At 44.5% G+C, this 20,854-nt stretch carries 15 protein-coding genes and 1 tRNA gene; 4 read left to right on the top strand and 12 right to left on the bottom strand.

What is annotated here, in order from left to right:
- Nucleotides 1-3: 3 nt before the first annotated feature.
- The 5 genes from LZZ85_RS16215 to LZZ85_RS16195 all read right to left on the bottom strand — a co-directional run bounded on the left by LZZ85_RS16215 (nucleotide 4) and on the right by LZZ85_RS16195 (nucleotide 7,413).
- Nucleotides 4-1,776: a hypothetical protein gene (locus tag LZZ85_RS16215; RefSeq protein WP_237874114.1), complete on the bottom strand. Its 1,773-nt coding sequence runs from the start codon at nucleotides 1,774-1,776 to the stop codon at nucleotides 4-6.
- A 10-nt stretch (nucleotides 1,777-1,786) separates the two neighbouring features.
- A complete protein-coding gene (locus LZZ85_RS16210) occupies nucleotides 1,787-3,079 on the bottom strand; it encodes a hypothetical protein (RefSeq protein ID WP_237874112.1) in 1,293 nt (430 codons plus the stop codon).
- A gap of 10 nt (nucleotides 3,080-3,089) precedes the next feature.
- Nucleotides 3,090-5,480: a cell division protein FtsA gene (locus LZZ85_RS16205; protein WP_237874105.1), complete on the bottom strand. Its 2,391-nt coding sequence runs from the start codon at nucleotides 5,478-5,480 to the stop codon at nucleotides 3,090-3,092.
- Between the two features lie 168 nt (nucleotides 5,481-5,648).
- The gene (locus LZZ85_RS16200) at nucleotides 5,649-6,365 is read right to left on the bottom strand and encodes a LytR/AlgR family response regulator transcription factor (protein WP_237874098.1); all 717 of its coding nucleotides are present in this window, start codon (nucleotides 6,363-6,365) and stop codon (nucleotides 5,649-5,651) included.
- Entirely contained in the window at nucleotides 6,352-7,413 is a 1,062-nt protein-coding gene (locus LZZ85_RS16195; RefSeq protein ID WP_237874097.1) for a sensor histidine kinase, read from the bottom strand. The genes LZZ85_RS16200 and LZZ85_RS16195 overlap by 14 nt, the downstream gene beginning before the upstream one ends.
- Nucleotides 7,414-7,645: 232 nt before the next feature.
- Between LZZ85_RS16195 and LZZ85_RS16190 the strand changes: the two genes are divergently transcribed.
- Entirely contained in the window at nucleotides 7,646-8,053 is a 408-nt protein-coding gene (locus LZZ85_RS16190; protein WP_237874091.1) for a DoxX family protein, read from the top strand.
- Nucleotides 8,054-8,314: 261 nt separating this feature from the next.
- Here the strand turns inward: LZZ85_RS16190 and LZZ85_RS16185 are convergent, their stop codons facing one another.
- The 5 genes from LZZ85_RS16185 to LZZ85_RS16165 form a co-directional block, all read right to left on the bottom strand.
- Entirely contained in the window at nucleotides 8,315-9,784 is a 1,470-nt protein-coding gene (locus LZZ85_RS16185) for a RagB/SusD family nutrient uptake outer membrane protein (RefSeq protein ID WP_237874088.1), read from the bottom strand.
- 18 nt (nucleotides 9,785-9,802) lie between these two features.
- The gene (locus LZZ85_RS16180) at nucleotides 9,803-12,865 is read right to left on the bottom strand and encodes a SusC/RagA family TonB-linked outer membrane protein (protein ID WP_237874085.1); all 3,063 of its coding nucleotides are present in this window, start codon (nucleotides 12,863-12,865) and stop codon (nucleotides 9,803-9,805) included.
- 203 nt (nucleotides 12,866-13,068) lie between these two features.
- On the bottom strand, nucleotides 13,069-14,523 hold the full coding sequence (locus LZZ85_RS16175; RefSeq protein ID WP_237874083.1) for a TlpA family protein disulfide reductase: 1,455 nt from the start codon (nucleotides 14,521-14,523) through the stop codon (nucleotides 13,069-13,071).
- Nucleotides 14,524-14,538: 15 nt separating this feature from the next.
- Nucleotides 14,539-15,300, bottom strand: coding sequence for a LytR/AlgR family response regulator transcription factor (locus tag LZZ85_RS16170; RefSeq protein ID WP_237874081.1), 762 nt, complete (start codon nucleotides 15,298-15,300; stop codon nucleotides 14,539-14,541).
- Nucleotides 15,300-17,036 carry a sensor histidine kinase gene (locus LZZ85_RS16165; RefSeq protein WP_237874079.1) on the bottom strand — a complete coding sequence of 579 codons (1,737 nt, stop codon included), beginning with the start codon at nucleotides 17,034-17,036 and terminating at the stop codon, nucleotides 15,300-15,302. The genes LZZ85_RS16170 and LZZ85_RS16165 overlap by 1 nt, the downstream gene beginning before the upstream one ends.
- 339 nt (nucleotides 17,037-17,375) lie before the next feature.
- Between LZZ85_RS16165 and LZZ85_RS16160 the strand changes: the two genes are divergently transcribed.
- From LZZ85_RS16160 to LZZ85_RS16150, 3 genes are read left to right on the top strand one after another with little or no spacing between them, the layout of a single operon-like run.
- Nucleotides 17,376-18,158, top strand: a complete 783-nt coding sequence (locus tag LZZ85_RS16160; RefSeq protein ID WP_237874069.1) for a metallophosphoesterase family protein — start codon at nucleotides 17,376-17,378, stop codon at nucleotides 18,156-18,158.
- A gap of 15 nt (nucleotides 18,159-18,173) precedes the next feature.
- Nucleotides 18,174-18,830, top strand: coding sequence for a hypothetical protein (locus LZZ85_RS16155; protein WP_237874068.1), 657 nt, complete (start codon nucleotides 18,174-18,176; stop codon nucleotides 18,828-18,830).
- A 50-nt stretch (nucleotides 18,831-18,880) separates the two neighbouring features.
- Nucleotides 18,881-19,300, top strand: a complete 420-nt coding sequence (locus tag LZZ85_RS16150) for a DoxX family protein (protein WP_237874066.1) — start codon at nucleotides 18,881-18,883, stop codon at nucleotides 19,298-19,300.
- A 49-nt stretch (nucleotides 19,301-19,349) separates the two neighbouring features.
- Here the strand turns inward: LZZ85_RS16150 and LZZ85_RS16145 are convergent, their stop codons facing one another.
- Together LZZ85_RS16145 and LZZ85_RS16140 are read right to left on the bottom strand one after the other, a co-directional pair.
- Nucleotides 19,350-19,856, bottom strand: a complete 507-nt coding sequence (locus tag LZZ85_RS16145; protein ID WP_237874055.1) for a DUF6756 family protein — start codon at nucleotides 19,854-19,856, stop codon at nucleotides 19,350-19,352.
- An 879-nt stretch (nucleotides 19,857-20,735) separates the two neighbouring features.
- Nucleotides 20,736-20,806: transfer RNA gene (locus LZZ85_RS16140), tRNA-Gln, on the bottom strand.
- Nucleotides 20,807-20,854: the final 48 nt, after the last annotated feature.

The following is a 20,854-nucleotide window of genomic DNA, read 5'->3' as shown; positions in this document are numbered from 1 at the left end:
GAATCAGTTTTTTGATCGTTTCATGAACTGGAATACAAGAAACGCTCCGAGTGCCGCGCTGATCAGCAATCCGATCAGCAGGTTTGTCGAAATGGATATCCCGATAAATGATGTTTTCAAATATGACTTTTCAATAAAATCGGTGTACTCGTTTTTCGTGATCGCTTCTGTGTATGGATACGATCGAACTCTCCAGCTAAGAAACAATCTGAGCATAAAGAAATAAAGAAGGATATTAAGCATCCACCAGAAGAATACAGGTGTTCCGCTGTTATTCTCATCGGAATATTTTTTGGAATACAAAAAGATAAATCCGATTGACGCGAGTGCCACAATGATCGCCGGAAGTAATGTGTTCATGACATCGCTTCCTGCGCTTACCCAGGAGTTGTGCAGCTTCAGCAGCCATCCTGTATGCGATGGTGAAGGTGGTAAGGCAGAAAATTCTTTATCAGACCGGATCAATTGCAACTCCTGCATGCGGAGCCTTGCATTGGTAATGCTGTCACCAGCTGCGCCCGTGCTGTATTGCAGATCTGCCCAGAAATGATTGCTGTTACTGTCTGTTCTCTCGAAATTAATCGCTGGTAATATGTATCCGGTATTTCCCGCACGTTGCAGGGCAAAACGGTTATGCGTTGTTATAAACAATTCATGATTTTTGCCCCTGGTATCTGGCAGAGGGAAGATCTGCGGTTGCAGATATTTTAGCGCGAACTGATTGCTTCCGGTCAGTTCCGCAGAAAAAGCTGGCTGTGAAAGAAACTGCTTACCTGCCGCAGGTTCGTATCCAAAATAGAACCGGTCCTTATCGCCAAGAGAAATCGTTTTGTCCTGGTATTGCAAGGAAAGCAGGTCATAGGTTGCCTGCGTACTCGCTAATTGCAGCATGGACGGTTCCGGCACTACCAGTTTGGTTTGCCAGTATTGATAGGTAGGATCTTTACCATAATACCAGCATACAGGGCTGCTGTAATTTTTATTGGAGATAAACTGGATATTGGTCTTTAGCAGATACAGCCGTTGAAGTGATTGAATAACTTCATAGTTGAGGGGGAGGTTGGTATTTTCCAAAAGATCAGAGAACCGTGTGCCATAAGCGATCGTTTTATTATCAACCGTATCAATGATGCCTTTGTAAACGATCCGGAAATCAAACTGATTCTTTTCTTTTGGCAGGGCTTTCACACTGATCTCATCAGTAGTGGTGGTACCGGGCATTTGGATCCGCAGTATCTGTTCGCCGGTCAACGCTGGAAGACCGGATTGTTGTAAATGCCAAATGTGTTCGTCTGCCTGCCTGGAGATGTACAATGGATAGGGGATCTTTCTGCAGGATAGGGTGAATTGGTTGCCGGTGCTGGACAAACTGATCTCTCCTTCGAGACCTGCCTGTACGTCATTGTACATATTTCCGGTGATATAGATCGGAAAAGCGGATGAACTGGTAAAACCTTCATGCACGAGAAAATGATGGCGCGAATTATTACCAGGATCTTTCCAAAAGAACCTGCTGCCGGAAAAAGCCAGTGAGAAAAGCACGCCTGTCAATAGAAAGCTCAGTGCTAATCCTGAAAGAAGCCGCAGCATATTCTTTGACGAATGCCATTGATTCACATCCACCGAAGTAAATCTCCAGATATGATAAATGAGCCCCCACAGCGAAAACAAAAGCCAGCTGCCGGTAAGCAACCCCGGTAGCAAAACCAGGCCCGTCGCTGCCAGCAGCGTCGACGCGATGGCGATAATAAAAACAGTATGTTTTTTCCAGTTCATGTTATTGGCTTTATTCGCCCGTTTCCAGCGAGTCGAATATCGGTTGTGTGATTTTTTGATTGATCAGAACGAGGTAGCTTCCATCAGGAGCGATCTTCGTTATTTTCCGTTTCTTAAGATCTATCATGAAGTTGATGATAGGAGCGTTGCCTGCAAGGTTGGTGATGTCCAGCTCAGGATAAGTATGTTCCTGCTGCAGTACCCACTTAGAGAAATTAGGCGTGCTGAGAACACTGAATTCTTTGCTCTTATATCCCTTGATAAAATCCTGCAAAAGGAACCATGCATGCAACTGTGTGTTGATGTCAGGAAAGGATGCTGGTTTGGCAACGCTTTCCATTTTGGCGACCATCTCCGCCATTTTTTTTGTCTGGTCTTCCTGTTCCTTTTGAATGGCAGTAAGTTTACCTAGGTCATCTTCCAGCTTTGTGATCGCCTCTGCTTGTTTCTTTTTTTCTTTTTCCGTTTTATCGAGTGAAACTGTGGCTGTCTTATGTTTTGCTTCCAGATCAGCCACTGATTTGCTTAAGCTTTCCGTTTTTTTAGCAAGCGTTTCCTTTTCCTTTTCAAGAGTATCCTTTTCTTCCTGAAGTTTAGCTTTGAGTTCGTCAGCTATTTTTTTATCGTCTTTTGCTTTCCTGAGCTCTTCAGAGAGTTTTTTGGCTTTCTTGTCCGTATCCGATTTTGTTTCAGGCTCTACTGCCAGCAACTGGTTATTGGCCTCTTCCAATTCTGCAAGACGGGTAGATACCTTTCTGGTCTTTATAATGGTTATGATAATGGCTATCGCTGCAATAATAATTGCTGCTAAGGTTACATATCTAAGGATCGATATAGAAGTATAGGCAGCATCTACATCCTTCTGTAAAACGTTAGATATTGTAAACCCGGGCTGAGTACTTGTTGTGTCTTTCGGAGTTATAAGATCGTCGATTGCTGAGGAGAACGATAACTGTTTGCTCACGCCTGAGGAATCGAAATGACTCGAAAGTTTTTTCCAGCTTTCGGATTTGATCGTCGAGTCTTCCTGTACTGTAATAAGCAGGCTGTCTTTATACTTGTAGTATAATTTCTTTTGTTCATTTGGCGTAAAGCCATAGAACGAAAGAAATAGTAACCGTCGCCCGTCTTTTATTTTGGTTTCGCCGCTTTCTTTTTTCACGAATGAAAGCGTCACTTTTTCAAAAGCACTGTCTGGCAGATTTTGACTGATACCCTGTTTACAATAAAGCAGTAGTGGTAGCGCCAGCAATAGAAAAAGGAGCCTGGCGCCGGAATTCCCCGGATTGGATAAAAACTTCATAAAGGTTTTGTTAGTTGTCAATTTCATCTAAGTAGTGAACGATGCGTGATATGTCGTTATCATTTACATTCGGGAACTGTGAGATCAGCGTAAATGATTTAGTATGGTCATTTTTCATTTCATGTTCTGGCTCATACTTGAAGTTTTCCTTCACAGCATTGTTGCCGTTTTGTTTATGGCTGAAGCGATACTGCAGGCCATCGAACCAGAGACGATATTCTTTCTTATCCTGGATCGATCCGTTCTGCGGCTTTTTCAATTTATGACTACCACAAATAATGGGGTGATCAAAGCGGAAGGTCCATTTGTCCGAACGTTGAATAAAGTCAAAACTTCCTGCATCAAACCCATTGTTGAATGACTTGAAAGAACCGGTGAAATTGATGAGGGCCGTATCCAGAATGCCATTATTGCTTTTCAGCATCTTGATATTGCCGACTCCGTCGATCGATGCAGATTTCCAGGAGATCGGATCATTGATGCCCGGGTCACTGAAACTATTCTCCTTAGCTACAGAGCGTTTGATCAATTCTGCTTTAAGGAAAGATCTGAACGGATTGAATAGCATGCCTCTTCCTGATAGCTTGATCTGGCTGATGGAAAAATTCGCCAGACCATAATCTCTATGGTGCGTATTCAGGCGCTCAAGCGGCGTGTACAAACATTCAAAGAATGCTTTCAATAAATGTTTCGTGTAATACGGGTTGAAGCTGATCGTTCCTTCATTTGGAGAAGCGTCCGTGTTATAAAAGGTGTCGGCACTGATAGCGGCGATCAGGTTCTGCGCAAAGAGTGATTCATCCCGCGTATTCAGAACGGCTGCGAATTCGGGAAGCATAAACCTGTCGAGCTCCTCAAAGCTGTACCGTGCCATTCGGATCTTTGCCCGCTCAATATAATTCCAGAAATTCTCACTTTGGATATAACCATTTCTGATCTCTTTCAGGAATTTCTCCAGTAATGAGTTTTTGATCTTTCCATTCTCAATAAAGTTGGGCGCATATCGAAGGGTATAGCTGTGAAGAATGCCAAGTCCTGCCGAGAACGTGAGGAAGTTGCCTGCTACCGGAAGCCCGGTACGCATTAGCCTGAATGCCGTGGGTTTATTATAATAGTACACACCCATATCAGTTGTTCCTTTGCCACAGTCAATACACAGTACAATGCTTTTGTCTTTCAGGTTTTCTTCGCGGCTCAGATCTGACAGATAGGTTGCGTCGCTTTCCGGAAGAGCATTTAGCTCGAAACCCTTAAAGTTTGCCGGCTTTTCTGCCGGGGAAAGATTCACCAGGTTATAGTGAAGTTCATTCAGGATATATGTGATCGTGAACTGGCTGAGTGTATTTGGAAACAATATATGAATAGAGGTCAGCACATTCTTTCTTGGATTGTCTCCGCAGATCTCACCGATCAGGACACGGCAATAAGAGCAAAGGATAGATGCAGTCAGCCTTAGCAAAGTCTTCCTTAATCCAAGATTGTACCGGCCTGTATCGGGACTGTTGATGGATACATGCGCGCTTTCAGACTGACTCAATAGTAGTTTAAGATAGGGCAGCAGTAATTGATAGTCTCCCGGATTTCCTGGTGAAGCTGTAATTCTTTTCAGGTAGAGCAATACATCGTTGTCGGAAAATGTAGATGCATGCAGGACGTTATCGTTCTTGCCAATATTGTTCTCTGAATAATAGATCCGTGTTTTGATCAGGTTATTTCCGCCGCCGTCACGCTGGAAGAAATCATTGTCGTTAACGCCGGACATTCCATACATTTTTTTGAAACTCTGGAATATGTCTCCATGCACCACTTTTGTTACGTTGGAGCTGGAATCAAGGATCCCGTATTGGGAAGCTTCAGAGCCGAAATCAAGCCATGATTCGAAATACAATGAATCTTCTGTATGAAAAAAGAACCGGAGGTTCGCACTATAGGTTTGGCCATTTGCGGCATAGGTAAGCCTGATGTCAAGAAAAGCCTGCTCGGGAGCTGAGCTGATCGATAATTTCTTGCCGGTGCTGTCCAGCAGCAGCAATGACGCATCGGTATTGATTGCATGGACACCGATGAGTTGACTTGGCTTAGCGGTAGTCTTTGCCGCACTTCCCTCAATTTGCAGGGAAGGGTTGTCTACTGTCTCATTTGCTCCTACCGGGAACAGGAAATTGCTTTTTTTAGCATGATCGAAATCGGAGATGTCCAGCAGTTCCATCGGGCTGCTGGTGTCCGAAGACTGATGTATAAAACTGTACCACGGGATCTGCTGACTACTGCGGCTCGTCTCTTTGTCATTGATGAGAAAGATGAAAAACGGCCGCTGACTGCAGATCTTTCCGAGGCAAAGCCAATAATCAAACGTGCCGTTGAGGCTATTGTCAACGTTATCCTTTAAAATCGAAAGCATTAGGGGTAATTTTCAGTCTCAGTGAACGAACAGAAAATTAAAAATATTGCTTTTAATCTGAGAGGAAAAAGGGAAAAAGGAGTTAAAAGTGATTAAGGGTGAAGAATGGGGGATAAGAGGGGTGGGTGGTGAGTCATAAAGAAATAGTTTGGGATTTATTTAACAGCTTCAAAGTGGTTGACTGAGAATGGATAGTACCAGTTCTTTATAGCTTCTCCCGATCGGGATCACCTGGCTGTTGATCTCCACTTCTCCCGCACTGAAAGCGCTCAGTTTCTCCCTTGCTACCACAAAGGAGCGGTGGATCCGGATGAATTTCTTCCTGTCAAGCAACTCTTCAATTTCGCTGATCTGATATTTGGTCAGGTAGCTTTTTGATTGGGTTACGATGTTGACATACTCTTTCCTGCTTTCGATATAGAGGATCTCGTCAAAGAAAACCCGGATCCGCTTTTTGTTAACATTGATCAGCAGATGAGGCCGCTCATTCGCAACAGGCGCGGAAGCTGGGGATGCTGGAGAAGCAAGATTGATCTCTTTGATCTTATTGACCGCCATCAGGAACCTGTTAAAATGAATTGGTTTTAACAGGTAATCCATCACATTCAGCTCATAACCATCCAGGGCATATTCACGATATGCGGTTGTCAGGATGACCTTTGGTGGATGTTTAAGCGTACGAATAAAATCCAGGCCTTTAAGGCGTGGGAGATGTATGTCAAGAAATAGCAGGTCGATCCGTTGCTGCTGCAGCACTTCGAGCGCATATAATGCATCGCTGCAGGTCTTCTTCAGGTCAAGAAATGGAACCTGTGAAATATAGTCAATAAGTATTTCCGCCGCCAGGGGTTCGTCTTCAATGATCATGCAACTAATTCTTTCCATAGCTGTGAAGGTTTAAATAAAGATTTACGCCAAAAATGTTTTCCCTGCAGTTCACGTCAAGATGGTATTCTTTGTATAGAAGCTCAAGCTGCCTGCGAATATTGTTCAACCCGATACGATTCTGATCTGTTGCCTCTTTGGGGTTCTCAAACGAATTCTCAATGAAAAACCGGAAATCACCCTGTTCCTGTTTCAGCTGTATTTTGATAAAAGAGTCATAACGATTCTCTCCCGCGCCATGTTTGAATGCATTTTCCACAAGGGGCAGCAGCAGTAAAGCGGCAATCGGCTGATTTGGATTTTCGATCTCTTTTTCAAAGGAGATATTCAGACGCTGATCATAACGGATCCGTTCCAGGGAAATATAGTCCTCAAGAAAAGCAAGTTCCATACTTACCGGGATGGTTTCTTTGCTTGATTCGTATAACATGAAGCTCAGAAGTTCTGATAATTTAAGTACTGCTTCAGGAGCGAGATCAGATTTTTTTCTTGTCAGTGCGTAGATATTGTTCAGCGTATTGAATAGAAAATGCGGATGAAGCTGGTTCCGCAGCAATTGTAACTCTGTGTTAAGCTTTTCACGCAACAGGTTCTTTTCTCTTTCTTTTGCTACCAGTTGATTGCGCAACATTTTTATTGAAACGGATACGCCTGCGGCGAAGCCCATAAAGATGATACTGCGGGAGATGATCAGAGGGTCGAAGATATGATCCTGCGCCATCCGGCCGTTGTAAACTACATGGCCTAGTATATAATAGGTGACCAATCTTACCAAAACAACGCCTGCTATAAATACTGCCGTGATGATCAGGAAATTTATGATCTGGGAGCCTTTCTTTCTGATCAGCCGGTCAAATCCATAATACATCATAAAGTAAGAGAAAAGGATCTCCGGGATGGAAGTTCCTACCGCCACAATGATCATCCCTTGCAGTAATGCGCCGGTAGAAAGACCAGGTATTGCTCCTTTGGCCCACATATATTCCGTTGCCATGCAAAAAAGAATGTAAAGGCTCCAGAACCCGACATGCAGTAACACACGTTTCATGGTTCTAAAATCGGCTAAAAATGTGTAGGAGACAAAAAAGAAGCGGGTGATCCTGATCTACCCATGAATAGCTGAAATCTACCTCCCAATGATAGATCTTTTACGATAAGCCAGAACAATCCAAAACCAATGTCGCTCAATTCCTGCCAAACAGGTTTTACCAGCCCGGACCATGCTTTTATTTTTAGATGGATTTTGAATGTTCCTGCAAAAGAATCTATAAAACTACTTTATGAAAAGGATTTTTCCTTTTGTCTCCGCTTCGGTCATGCAACCTGTGTTGCGCTGTTCCCTGGCACTTGTTTTTTTTCTCCACGCAGCTGTAAGAATAGCCAATCATACGATCCCGCAGTTCGCCGGATTTCTGGAAAATGCCGGGTTGCCGTTTGGTAAAGCGATCGTCATCGCGATCTCTGTATTCGAGATTGCGGGAGCTGTCTTGCTGGCGATGGGTGTGTGGGTGCGTTTGATCTCTGCCGGATTGTTTGTGCTTCTGCTGATTGGGATTATCCTGATCCATTGGGCAAATGGATGGTTTGTAGGAGAACATGGTGTCGGTGGAATTGAATACAGTTTTGTGTTGATGGTTGGGTTGATGGTGGTGGCTGCGGGAGCTAGGGAGACCACGAACCGCAGATGATCACTTGAGGTGAAGTGTCTTTACAAAATTTAATTGGCGTAGAAGTATCGCGAAGAACGCGAAGGGCCGCTGAGAACACAAAGATATTATCCGTTAAAGACAGACATCTTTGCGTCCATAGCGCCCCTTCGCGCTCTTTGCGATACTCCTACGCTGTGCAGTTCTCCAGCCTGTGTTTTACAATTTCTCCTAAGAAAAAAGAAGCCGGTATAGAAATACCAGCCGTACTTCCAAATGAGAAAGCGGTTCAGCATATGGCTGTTAATATCCTTTATTTTGGGTCAGTACTCCTTTGCTCTTGTCGATCTCAGCTTGTGGAATTGGCATAATGCTTTTATCCGAGCCAAAGATCTGCACTGGTAATAGTGTCACTCCATTGTTGTCATACTTATTAGTCACATTCCCTTTCACTCTCAGAATATCCCACAGCCGGTGGCCTTCGAATGCAAGTTCAATGCGCCGTTCGCCAGCGATTGCATTGATAAGTTCATCTTTTGTTGTGAAAGAAGCTACTGTATATGCCGGGGCGCTTACCCTTGATCTGTCTCTGACAAGATTTGTTGCAGCAATGGCATCGGCGTCAACGCCTGTTGCAAGACGCGCAGTTGCTTCTGCATAGGTCAGTAGTATTTCTGCATAGCGGATGATCGGCGCCCAATCTGCCCGCGTTTGCGGATCGGTATATTTTGTGGTAAAGAAGTATCCGGGAAGAGCAGCGCTTTCTATGAGCATCGTTGTTCTTCGCCTGTCATCAGTAGCGAAGTAGGGGTTGGTCACGGTATTGGTAAAACTTTTTGACACGGCGAGGTCTGCTCTTCCGGAACGGTTATAATGTTGAGGAAGGGAGTTGTTGGTGTTAGGGTTGTCGTTTACACTATTCGGAATGCTCCAGATCGTTTCGCTGGTCTGGAAGTTGCCGGTTCCAAACGCCCCATTCGGTGTTGGCTGCAGCGCGAACGTTCCATATAGTCCGTCAATGATCTGTTTGCTGAGGGTCTTTGCATTTGCATAGTCATTCTTGTATAAATACGTTCTTGCCAGTAATGCGGTAGCTGAAGCTTTGGTTGCTCTTGTTTTTGTTGAATAAAGATCATCCTGCTGAACCGGCAGATCTGTTAATGCCTCCTGAAGGTCTTTGATGATCTGTGTATACACTTCTGCAACGGTTGATCTTGGTTTGTTGCCCGCTGGATCATTGCTTGAAAAACTTTGCAGGATGAGGGGTATACCCGCATGAGAAGCTTCGGGTGTGAAAACAAATGGCTGTGCAAAGAAGTTGACAAGATAGAACAGGCTTACTGCCCTGATAAATTTACTTTCCGCAATCAGCACTTTTATACGTGCAGATGTAAGAAGAGAAGCATTAGCTTCAATACCTGCTATGTTACGGTTTGCTGTAGCGATCGCACTGTAACCGGCATTCCATACTCCCGCGGGGATGCCATTGTTGGAAAGCATATTGAATCGCGGCAGATCGCCAAAGAAGTTTCCCCTGTCGAAAATGTCTTCTCCCTGAAGATCGATATAAACCAGTGCGCGTCCCGACAGGAAATTCAGGTCCTGCAGAGAGTTGTACCCTCCCGCAACGGCACTCTCAATTTTTTGGGTGGTTGAAAAAGCAAGATCAGATGACACGCGGTCATTGGGTATTACGTTGTCTGTTACTTTCTTCTGGCAGGATGTTGCTCCAAGAAACGTGACGATACTTAGTGTATATAAAAACTGTCTCATGATTTTTTGTTTGAATGATTAAAGACCGATGTTTACTCCAATAGTATAAGTTCTTGGCAATGCGGGCCTGAAGAAATCAACACCCAGACCAAGGTTTACGTTGCCATTGGCATTAGCTTCCGGATCCATCCCTTTGTAGCCCGTGAAGGTGAAGAGGTTCTGGGCCTGCGCATAAATGCGGACGCGGGTCAATTGTACTTTTTCCAGTAATGCTTTTGGAATGCTATAACCTAACTGGATATTTCTGATACGCACAAAATCTCCTTTTTCAAGCCATCTTTCTGATACCTGGGCAAACTGGTTATCTCCGAAATAAAGACGTGGCACATCAGTCTGATCGCCGGGTTTTGCCCAGGCATCAAGAATATGTACACTTTTGTTCCTCGTTGAAGTAAAAGACATCAGGTTTTGCAAGGTTGAGTTATATACATATGAACCAAATGAGTACTGCAGGTCAACAAGCATATCGATATTCCTGTAGCGAAGAGTTTGGGAAAGACCGCCAAATATTTTCGGATAAGGCGTTTTGTCATTCATTAATACGCGGTCTGTTGCGGTAACAGCTGTTGTGACGGTTCCATCTTTTACAGTGGTCCACCGGCTGGCTGCTGGTTTGGAATGATCATACTGCTTTCGTTCGCCGTTCTTATCTAGAAATGTCGGTAAGCCGTTATCCGGATTCACACCTCCCCAACGTATCAGGAAGAATGCTCCCAGGTTATGACCTGGTCTGATTATAGCATTGCCGCCAAGGATATCGTCGTTATTACTGTTCGTTGAGATCACTTTGTTTTTATTCCAGGCGGTATTGAAGTTCAGGTCCCAGGTGAAATTCTTTGTAGCGAAGATTGGTGCGCTGACAGATAATTCAAGTCCCTGGTTCCTGATCTGACCAATATTTTGTGTGATCACGTTTCCCGGGAAGCCCAGCGTTGCCAGCACCGGGTTTGCCAGGATCAGGTCTTTTGTTTCTTTGTTGTAGTAGTCGAATGTGATCTGCAATCCTTTCCGGAGTGTCATATCGAAACCAATGTCCAGCTGCCCTGTTTTTTCCCATTTCAGTGATGTATTGCCTGGATTGCTCAGATTACTGGAAGGGATGTCTGCATACTGCGTTGGAATAAATGTGGCAAGTGCCGGGAAGTCGCCGATGTTCGAATTGCCGGTTATCCCATAGCTGGCGCGAAGCTTCAGATCTGCAATGGAAGAAACGGATTCCATGAACGTTTCCTTGCTGATCCGCCACGCTATTGCTCCTGAAGGAAAGTATCCCCACCGGTTATCCTTTCCGAATCCTGAATACGCGTCAGCGCGCAGGTTGAATGTTGCAATATATTTACTCTTGAAGCCGTAGTTTATTCCGCCGAAGTACGATGCCAGGCCATTGTTCTCGGTATTGAAGTTTTGCAGGTTTACGCTTGCATAATTTGCCGGGTCAACCAACCGGAGTGAAACATCGTTGATCCCTATCCCTAACGCGTAAAATCCGGTTCCGTTCCTTCTTGTGTACTCCGTTCCAAGCAAAACGTTGAAGTCGTGATCGCCTGATTTTTGAACATAGTTCAGTGTATTGGTCCAGCTCCAGATCCGTTTTTCGTTTGCGACAGTTTGCGCGATACCCGCAGATCCGTTCCCATCACCGACCGAAGGATCCCAGTATTGATCAGTATAAGCAGAAAGCTGATCAACGGCATACTGTGATTTGAAGCGCAGGCCTTCAATGATCTTTGCTTCACCATAGATAGTTCCGAGGAGACGCCGGGTATCGCGATTATCATAGTTCAATGTTTGTACTGCCAGAGGGTTGGGTGTATTGTTTAATGGAGAATTACCGCCATTCCCGATATAATACGACCCATCATCATTGTAAACCGGCACATTAGGGTAGGCGGTCAGCGGTCCGAAAGGAACACCGCTTAAAGATCCGCCCGTACCGCTTCCCAGGCCAAAGGAGTTGGTTTGGGAGTACTGCATTTTGATACCGGTTTCCAGCCAGTTTGTTGCCTGGGTGGTAAGATTGAGTCGTGCAGATGAACGTCTCAACCTGTTGACCATGATATAATTTTTAAAATCATTGTATCCGATCGATCCGTAGTAGGTTGTTTTCCCGGAACCTCCGCTGATGCCGACCTGATGATTTTGTGTGCCGCCATTTCTGTATAATTCGTCCTGCCAGTTCGTACTATAGGCATCTGGCTGACCGTCGCCATCGTAATCTCCATAAGCGGCGTAAGGCGGCGAACCACTGTTGGTGGCAAGCTTGTTGATGACAGTGTTATATTGCTCGCCATCCAGCACTTTCATCATTCGGGATGCGTTGCTGAATCCCGTATATCCATCATAAGACACCGTGGCTGTTCCGCTTTTGCCCTTTTTTGTTGTGATCAGCAATACTCCGGCAGATCCACGGCTGCCATAGATGGCTGCTGCAGAAGCATCCTTCAGTACTTCCACGCTTTCGATATCATTCGGGTTAATGTCCGCCAGTGTATTTACAGGATTATACAATTGCTGGTCATTACCCTGGGTGACAGGAACTCCATCGATCACGATCAATGGCTGACTTCCCGAGGAAATGGATGCGGCTCCTCTGATCCGGATGAGGACGTTGTCGCCTACAAGCCCGGAAGACGTATTGACCTGTACTCCGGCTGCCTTACCGGTTAATGCCTGATCAAAACTCATCACAGGGCGATTGGCAACTTCCTTGCCATCCACTCTTGCAACCGCCCCGGTGAGATTGGCTTTCCGTAATTGCTGATAACCGACCACAACCACCTCTCCAAGATTTCCTGCAGTGGCTTTAAGTTCGATATTGATCTCCGTTTGTGATCCTACAGTGACTTCATTTGATTCAAACCCCAGCGAACTGATAATGAGGATTGTTTTATCATTGGCAATGATAGAGAAGCTTCCATCACTACCCGTAACTGTACCAGCTTTCGTGTTTTTGATCCTGACGGAAGCTGAGCTGACAGCTTCACCTTTTTCATTTGTTACCCGTCCCTTAACAGTACGATCTTGCGCCAGCAGGCTGCTCATCGATGCCAGGAAAAGGCATAGCAACAGAACTTTTCTCATGATAATCAGTTTAGGTTTAACCAGCTCATGCTGGCAGTTCCAAGATCACTGAAATTGAGAAGTCGCTGCAAGCCAAAAATGGCAATTCAACCGGCGAAGCGCTGCGCTGTACTAACAGTGCTTTTCGTGGTAATTAAGGCGTTGGTATAAGGCTGAATGAATTTGGAGCATTGTTATGTTACTCCTGTATTGGTCCGCTGGCATTACTTTACCTTCAGCAGTTTGTTGATCGCCTGTAAAAACTGATACCCTTCAGATGGCCGGGGAGCAGTTCTTGTAATAAGTTTACCCTGCCCATCAATCAGCATATAGGTTGGAAAACCTCCGACCTGGTACATTCCCATGAACAGTTTTGATGCATCATCGTCAAGGAAATAATTTTCTCCCTGCAGATCTTTCCTGCTCACAAGGTCTATCCAGTTTTGTTCGGTTGATTGAAGACAAATATTGATAAATACAATTTTACTGGTATCTGTTTGCTTTTTTAATGCCGGTGTATATTCCATTTCCTGCAGACAGGGGACACACCAGGTTGCATACACATCCAGGTAAATGATCTTTCCCGGATAAATGCGCTTAAAATGGTTGAAGATCTCCGTGCGTGCAATTCGTGTCTTTCCTTTCTTCCTGTCAAGGAAAGTCAGGCCCTCAATTGACCTTTCGGTCAATGAAGGATGTCTCGCTGTACTGGATGCATTCAGCAAATATTTGTAGGCCAGGGGCGTGGAAAAATAAGATGCTGTGTTTGGGATCGAGTCAAGCAAGAACGGCGAAGCTTCCAGGTAGCTGTTGAGAGTGCTGAACAGCATGTAATCCCTGGTTATACCTTTTGGCTCCCGCATGATCAGTTGGATGGCTTTTCCCGCTGCTGCTTTGTAGTTTCCCTTCAATTTATTTATCCGGATCGTTGTGTCGGTTTTAAGCAACGTAGTTGAGTAATTCATCAGGTGATAAGGAAACATCATCGACTGGAAGCCGTTGGATGAATACTGATCAAACAAGCTGTCCCTGTAAAGCGCATGATTGTAATGGAGCTTTCCGGAAGCACTGTCTTTTGTTGTCAGGTAACCGGCGGCGAAATAGGAAACTGTATATTTCAGATCGTTCAACGCCCATTGATATGTTGCTGTTGACATTCCCCTGGCTTTTGAAAAACTATCCAGCACCTGAATGTATTGCTGATAGCAACGCCTGACGCTGTCTTTCATGTTTTCAATTGATGATGCCGGTCCGAAATCTTTAAAGTGACTGGTGTTGAAATAATGGTGCCATTGATTTACTTCTGTGCTTATTTGCGCATTGTCGCCGCTGATAGTAAGCCAGTCGAAGTTCTCCTTTTTTATTTTGCTTCCATCGATTTCGAGATGTACTGAATCTCCTGGTTTAACCAGTAGATTGATAAAACTGCCGTTGTACTGCACCGTCATATTTTGCCTGAACAACATTTCTCCGGTTATCTTCAATTGGTCTCCTCCTTCAAACGATGCACTTTTCCTGGTCCGGATAAAAGGGTTGAGGAAATTAAAAACCATAGCACGCGGAGTGGTGCTGTCGGCTTTTATTAATGTTGCTGTAATTGTTACTTGTTTGGCTTCTTGTCCTGATGTTGTGGCAAGGCAATGCCATGCCACCAGGAACACTGATAGTTTACGCAGCATAAGAGTTCTGATTGATCAGGGATGAATAATGTTGTTCAGCGATTTTTTTACGGGATCAAGGTATTGCCTGGAAATGGGTACTCGCGTTTTATCCAGCAAGAGCAGATTTCCGCCATCTTCTTTCAGCAGGCTTTTTATGAACTTACTATTTACGAGGTGAGATTGGTGCGTTCGGATAAAATGATGAGGTTTTAGCAGATCCGCATACTCCTTCAAGGTGCGGCTCACAAGTATTTTGTCGCCACCAGACAGAAAGAACGCGGTGTAATTATCAGATGCCTCACACCGTACAATATCTTCCAGCTTCACATAATGCGTTTCCTGTAATGTAGGCAGCGCAATCCTGGGAGATTCCTGTTTTGGTGTTTGAAGGTATTTCAGAAGATTGCTGATGTTTGTATTCTGTTGTTTGGCTTCGATCTTTTGAATGGCTTTGTTCACCGCTTTTTTCAGATCTTCCACATCGATTGGTTTTAGCAGGTAATCCAAAGCAGAGAATTTGATGGCCTGTATGCCATATTGATCATAGGCTGTCACAAAGATCACCTCAAAGTTGACGGATGCCAGGCTACGGAGCATATCAAATCCATTTACTCCCGGCATTTGAATATCCAGGAATACAAGATCAGGCTGCGTGTTTTGGATCAGGCGTCTGCCTTCTTCTCCTGAACCTGCACTTCCAACCCTTTCCAGCGAAGGACAGTTTTGAGTAAGCATAAAACTGAGATTCTCAATGTTGTTAAGTTCATCGTCTATAAGTATATAGCGGATACTCATTACAGCCAGTTTTTTAAAGTGATCGTTACAATCGTTCCATTGTTATCAGACAGGATCTGCATGCTGAATGGTTTATCAGCATAAATGGTATTCAGTAATTCAAGTCGTTCTTTGCTGAGCCTGATACCAAACCCGGTTTGATCCATATTGGCATCAAAGCCTTTCCCATTATCTGTTATGTACAATACAAGGTCTTTGCCGGAAGGTTTGGCGGACACAAATATAGTTCCCTCTTTTTTTGCGGCAATTCCATGCTTTACAGCGTTTTCGATCAGTGGCTGCAGCAGCAGGGGAGGTACTTCAATAAGGGAGGAATTTAATGTTCCATCCATTTGCAGATCATAGTGGAAGCCAAAACGGAGTTGTTCCATTCTGAGATAATTATCAGCAATGGCCCATTCCTGCTCAAGGCTGATCATATCCTGTGCGCTGCTCTCCAGTGTGGAACGGGTAAGCAAAGCGAATTTGTTCAGGTAATGATTTGCTTCCGGGATAGCCTGTTTGTTCATCAGGTTTTGTATGGAGGAAAGTGCATTGAAGATAAAATGCGGGTTCAGTTGTGATTTAATACTGTTCAGCTTCAGCGTTGCCATTTCTTTTTGAAGCTCCATTTTTTTCAGGTGCTTTCTCATCGTTCTTCGGTAGATCCAGAAGGAAATCAGCAGAGCAATGATGGTGATCAATATGCTGATCAGCAATTTTTTTGCGATCGCGGAGTTGGATGGCGTGGCAATGACTTCAAACGGGATCCGGAGTAGTTGATCTTCTTCCCACGAGGCTTTTAAGGTTTGCCGCTGGAATATGATCTCATATTTCCCGGCTTCACGGATCTGGTCTCCATCAAGCGTGAAGTATCCGTGGTTATCGATCAGGCCAAGTTTTGAAGTGTCAGTGGTTTTATCGGTTTTGGAGATCAGGTATGCCGCGGAGAGTAATGTTCCGCTTTTCTTGAATTGGAAAATAAGATTCCGGATACTGTCTGCAGGCAATCGCATATCATCAGGTGCGCCCGTTATTTTATTGAACCGTGTTGCATATTGCCGGTTAACGGATGGATGAAGTATGTTGAAATAATTTCCGGGCACTTCTGCTATGATCTGTTCAAGCTTTGGTTTGAGATCGGTTCGCCAGTCGAAGACCACGCCTTCCCGCGTTCTGTAATCTTTTACATTGTATACTTCCACCACAATCCATTTACCGGGATGATTGAATTTACCGATCAGCGCAAATGGTTCTTTTGCTCCGTAGTCTTTTCGAAGATCAGTGACAGGGCTCCAGGGAACAAGCTCTACGCTGTCATTTTGCACAACATGATACCGGAAGTCCTTATAGTTGGATGAATTGATACCCATGGCCACAAGGATTGCTTCAGAACTGTCCTGTATCAGGAATGAATAATATTCCTTCGAGATAGACCCTACTGTAGCAGAGAAGTAGTGTTTGAGTGATGGGTTCAATTTTACGCCCAGTATAATTGCGCTGGCGGGAGACGTTGCGGTGAGGCTGGCGGCATTGCGGTCATTGATCCGTTCAAAGATCTGGTAGATGGCGGTATCGCTGATCGGGAAATAGACGGGCTGGCGCACCATGTGCTGCTTTTCCGTCGTGTTCATATTGAACAGGAAGTAGTTGCCAAAGCGACCATCGCTGGAATCCTTGCTTTGTGACCATCCCTCAACCGGGCGGCCCAGCACCAGCAGAATAATTATGAAGAGATATATGCGGCTGTTGATCATGATGCAAACATATCCAGAAAATGATTATTGGTAAGTCTGAATGAGTAACCGGAGGAGGCCGCCGAGGAATGGGAGGGAAGGGGGGTAAAAGTTTAAAAGTTTAAGAGTTTAAAAGTTTAATAGGTTGGTGGTTTAGAAGTTGTGAGGAGACTGCGTTTCGCCCCAGGGCTCTTAAACTCTTAAACTCTTAAACTTTTAAACTATTAAACTTTTAAGCTCTCACACCGTTATCCTTCCACAGGTACATCAATTCTTCTAAAACGACAAATTTTGGGGCGTTTTTGACATTTTTCTACACAGGCGTCCTGAATAATTTTGCAGGGTAAAAGAATGAGGCGTATGAAGACAACAATACTACTATTGGTGGTGTTGTGCGTTGCCGGGTGTAAGATGCAATATCATCCGAGTGAGGTGCGACCAGACCACACAAATTTAAATGTAACCAATATTGACAGGCTGAAGAAAGATGTTGTTGGTGATACATTTTCCTTCATCCTTGTGGGAGATACACAACGGTTCTATGAGCAACTGGATGACTTCGTGAGTCATGTAAATGGTCTTCCTGATATTCGCTTTGTTCTGTTGAATGGGGACCTGGTTGATTTTGGTCTGAATAAAGAATACAACTGGATCGCGCAGCGATTGCTGAAGTTGAAAGCCCCGTTTGTTGCAACTATCGGCAATCATGACATGCTTGCCAATGGCCGTCTGATATATGATAAGATGTTTGGTCCTGAAAACTTTTCCTTCTACTATGGTAACAGCAAATTCATAGGATTGAACACAAATTCAGAAGAAGTGGGATTCAATGGTTCTCTTCCTGATCTGAATTTTCTGGCCGGCGAAATGGCTGACACAACTGCACGAAATATTTTTCTCTTATCACATGTAAGTCCATCTTCTGCAGCGTTCGACAGAAATCTTGAAATGAACTGGGTTGAATTACTGCAGTCCAATCCCCGGACAAGGATCTCCATGCACGGACATGATCACCAGTACAAGTTACTGGAGCCCTATGAAGATGGGATCGATTACCTGCATGTAGGTGCAACAGGCGCACGGAACTATGCAAAGATCACTGTTAAAGGAGAGCATTATACGATAGAAGAACGTTATTACTGATGAAACGAGCGACTAATGAAGTGGTATTATTTATTTTTGATAGGCTTTCAATGCCTGAGTAGCCTTGTATTTGCACAATTTAATAAAGGCAGTAGTTTGTTACCCCACCATGCCCAGGTTCAATATGCCGGGAATATAGGTTTTGTTTCGGCTGGTATCGGGTACGCTACAAAAAATGAAAAGTTGCAGGCAGATGTTTATTATGGCTATCTGCCTAAAAGTATCGGAGGTACAACTATACATTCTATTACGGGAAAATTCACCGCAAGTCTTGTCGATAAGAATTATAAGAAGGCAGATGTTTCCTTTTTAAATCTTGGGTTCCTGGTGAACTATGCATTCGGAGCTCAGTACTTTCTGTTCTCACCAGAAAATTATCCCTATAACTATTACCGGTTCCCAACGGCTGCATTTGTTGGGCTTGTTGTTGGAGGATCATATAAAAAAGGGCCTTATCGTTTTTATTATGAAGTGGTGGCGGCAGACAGAGATATGATCAGCTTTGTCAACAACTCCTCTTCTATAAGATTTACAGAGATCTGGAGTTTTGGAGCCGGGGTGAAGATGAAATTGAGAAAGGATAAAGGAAAACAGAAAGTATTGGTGGGGAAGAATGTTCCATCCGTGTCAGGATCACCGGAAGAGATAGCCGCGTATTCCTGCAATTGGTGACCTTTATGGATTGATGATGCCTGTGGTACAGGATTTGAGTTCTTTGTTGTATGAAAGAGGTACAAACAACCAGATCTCAGAATATCGCACGTGTTGTGCTGGGGCTGTTTATGCTGCTGGCGGGTGTAGGGCACCTGACTTTTCAGCGGCAGGAATTCCAGGCCCAGGTTCCCAATTGGGTTCCTATGGGAAAGGACAACGTGGTCGTTCTGTCCGGGCTTGTAGAGATCTCCCTTGGCCTGGCTATGCTGCTTGCCAGGAAGTACAGGGCGCAGACAGGAATTGTACTCGCAGTCTTTTATGTGCTCGTTTTTCCCGGAAACATCGCGCAATACCTCAATGGAATTGACGCATTTGGTTTGGATACGGATGGAAAACGTTTAGCCCGGTTGTTTTTTCAGCCAGTATTGATAGCGTTGGCTCTTTGGAGCACTGGCGCGTTTGTTTATTGGCGAAACAGGCAGAAGTGAAGGCGCCCCAATGAACTATTGAATGAAAGTATCGTGGACTACACAATGTTCATGGCTTTTGTATCAGCTGACAAAATTTCTCCGGTAAATTTTTTCCCGTTATCACAAGCTGGTCATATTCGTCTATGCGGATCAACCAGTCATATTTTTTTGATACGAAGTAAATGTCTTTTATCGCATTGGTCATTTCACTGATCGCCCTGACGATCTCATCTATAAATCCTTCACAGCACCAGAATTTTTGATGATCGTCCGTCACAATCAACCAAAGTTTTTCATTGCTGTCCAGGTTCTGAGCCGCGCGATCGAATGGATCGTTGCCTGACAACGTATACGCTTCCTGTTTGAGTGGATCTCCAAAACAAGCCGGCCTGTGGGTGGGATGATCAGGTTTAAAGAAAGTCTCGCAGACCTTCTCTTCGATCGCTTTCCAGTTTTCCTGAATACCTAAAACCCTGAGACGATCCTTGTCAAATTGCAGATCCTTGATGACCTGGTCGATCCCGGCCTGGGTGCTGTTCCTGCCTTTCGAAAGGATATGACGCTCTTTTTTCATTTTCGGCGAAATTTGATCAGGTCTTTTGATCGCGTGATCTGTTCACTGCTTTTCAGTGGGTAAAAGGTAAGCGAGGTTTGTAGGTGTATTGAAAAAATGGGTGAGTTTCCCGGAATCCCGGGGTGAGCCTCCCGAAAAGCGCTTATGAACGGTGCTTTCTCCCCGGATCCTCCTCTTTGCCTCCTCATTGCCTTCCCGGATCATCCTCTGTTGGTCCCCGGGCGCCGGCGTACCAATGAGGTAGAAAAAGAAATCAAACCGATGGTAACATAAACGGGCTTTAACAGATCAGGACTGATTTGGGATCATGTTGAAAAGTTGGGATGGTCTACAAAATGGCTTGGTTTGAAATGTTCCGGATGAGCATCGCTCGCATAAACTTCTGGCGGCCCTTCCACCGTATCGAAGCGGAGGAGGGAACCTCCGCCAGTCGCTCAAAAAATTTATCGCCCTCCGCGTGTCAGCTTGTCACCATTTTTCACTGCTTAAAACCCCGTCGAACTTTGGACGGCCAAAGGACGACCAAGAGACGAACTAACGACGACTAACAAGCATTTCAAAAACACGCGAAGTTTGACCTTGAATGATTATCATCAGTCAACACATAGCTGGCTTCTCGTGCCAGAATGTCGTATCTGAGAAGTATATATCGCTTCAGGGCGTGCTCCCGTTTTTTGTGCCCGATCAGACAGCTATCGCTTAAAAACCTGTAAGTAGACAAGTGATAATGCAAAAACTTTAAACTTTTAAACTATTAAACATTTAAACAACCATCCCACAGCTTTTACGCTTGATCCCTGATTTGCCCGGCACTTCGCGGCCACTTTGTTTACAAAATGACATAAAAAAAAGGAAGGTTATGAAACCTTCCTTTTTGTGTTGACCCATAAGGATTCGAACCTTAACAAACAGAACCAAAATCTGCTGTGCTACCGTTACACCATGGGTCAATCCGGTATCCCGTTCCTTTCGGATTTGGGAGTGCAAAAATAGGGGAT

The organism is Terrimonas ginsenosidimutans (genome assembly GCF_022012415.1).
Classification (GTDB): domain Bacteria; phylum Bacteroidota; class Bacteroidia; order Chitinophagales; family Chitinophagaceae; genus Terrimonas_A; species Terrimonas_A ginsenosidimutans.
The sequence above is the reverse complement of the archived record's forward strand: the minus strand, read 5'-3'. Positions and strand labels throughout refer to the sequence as shown.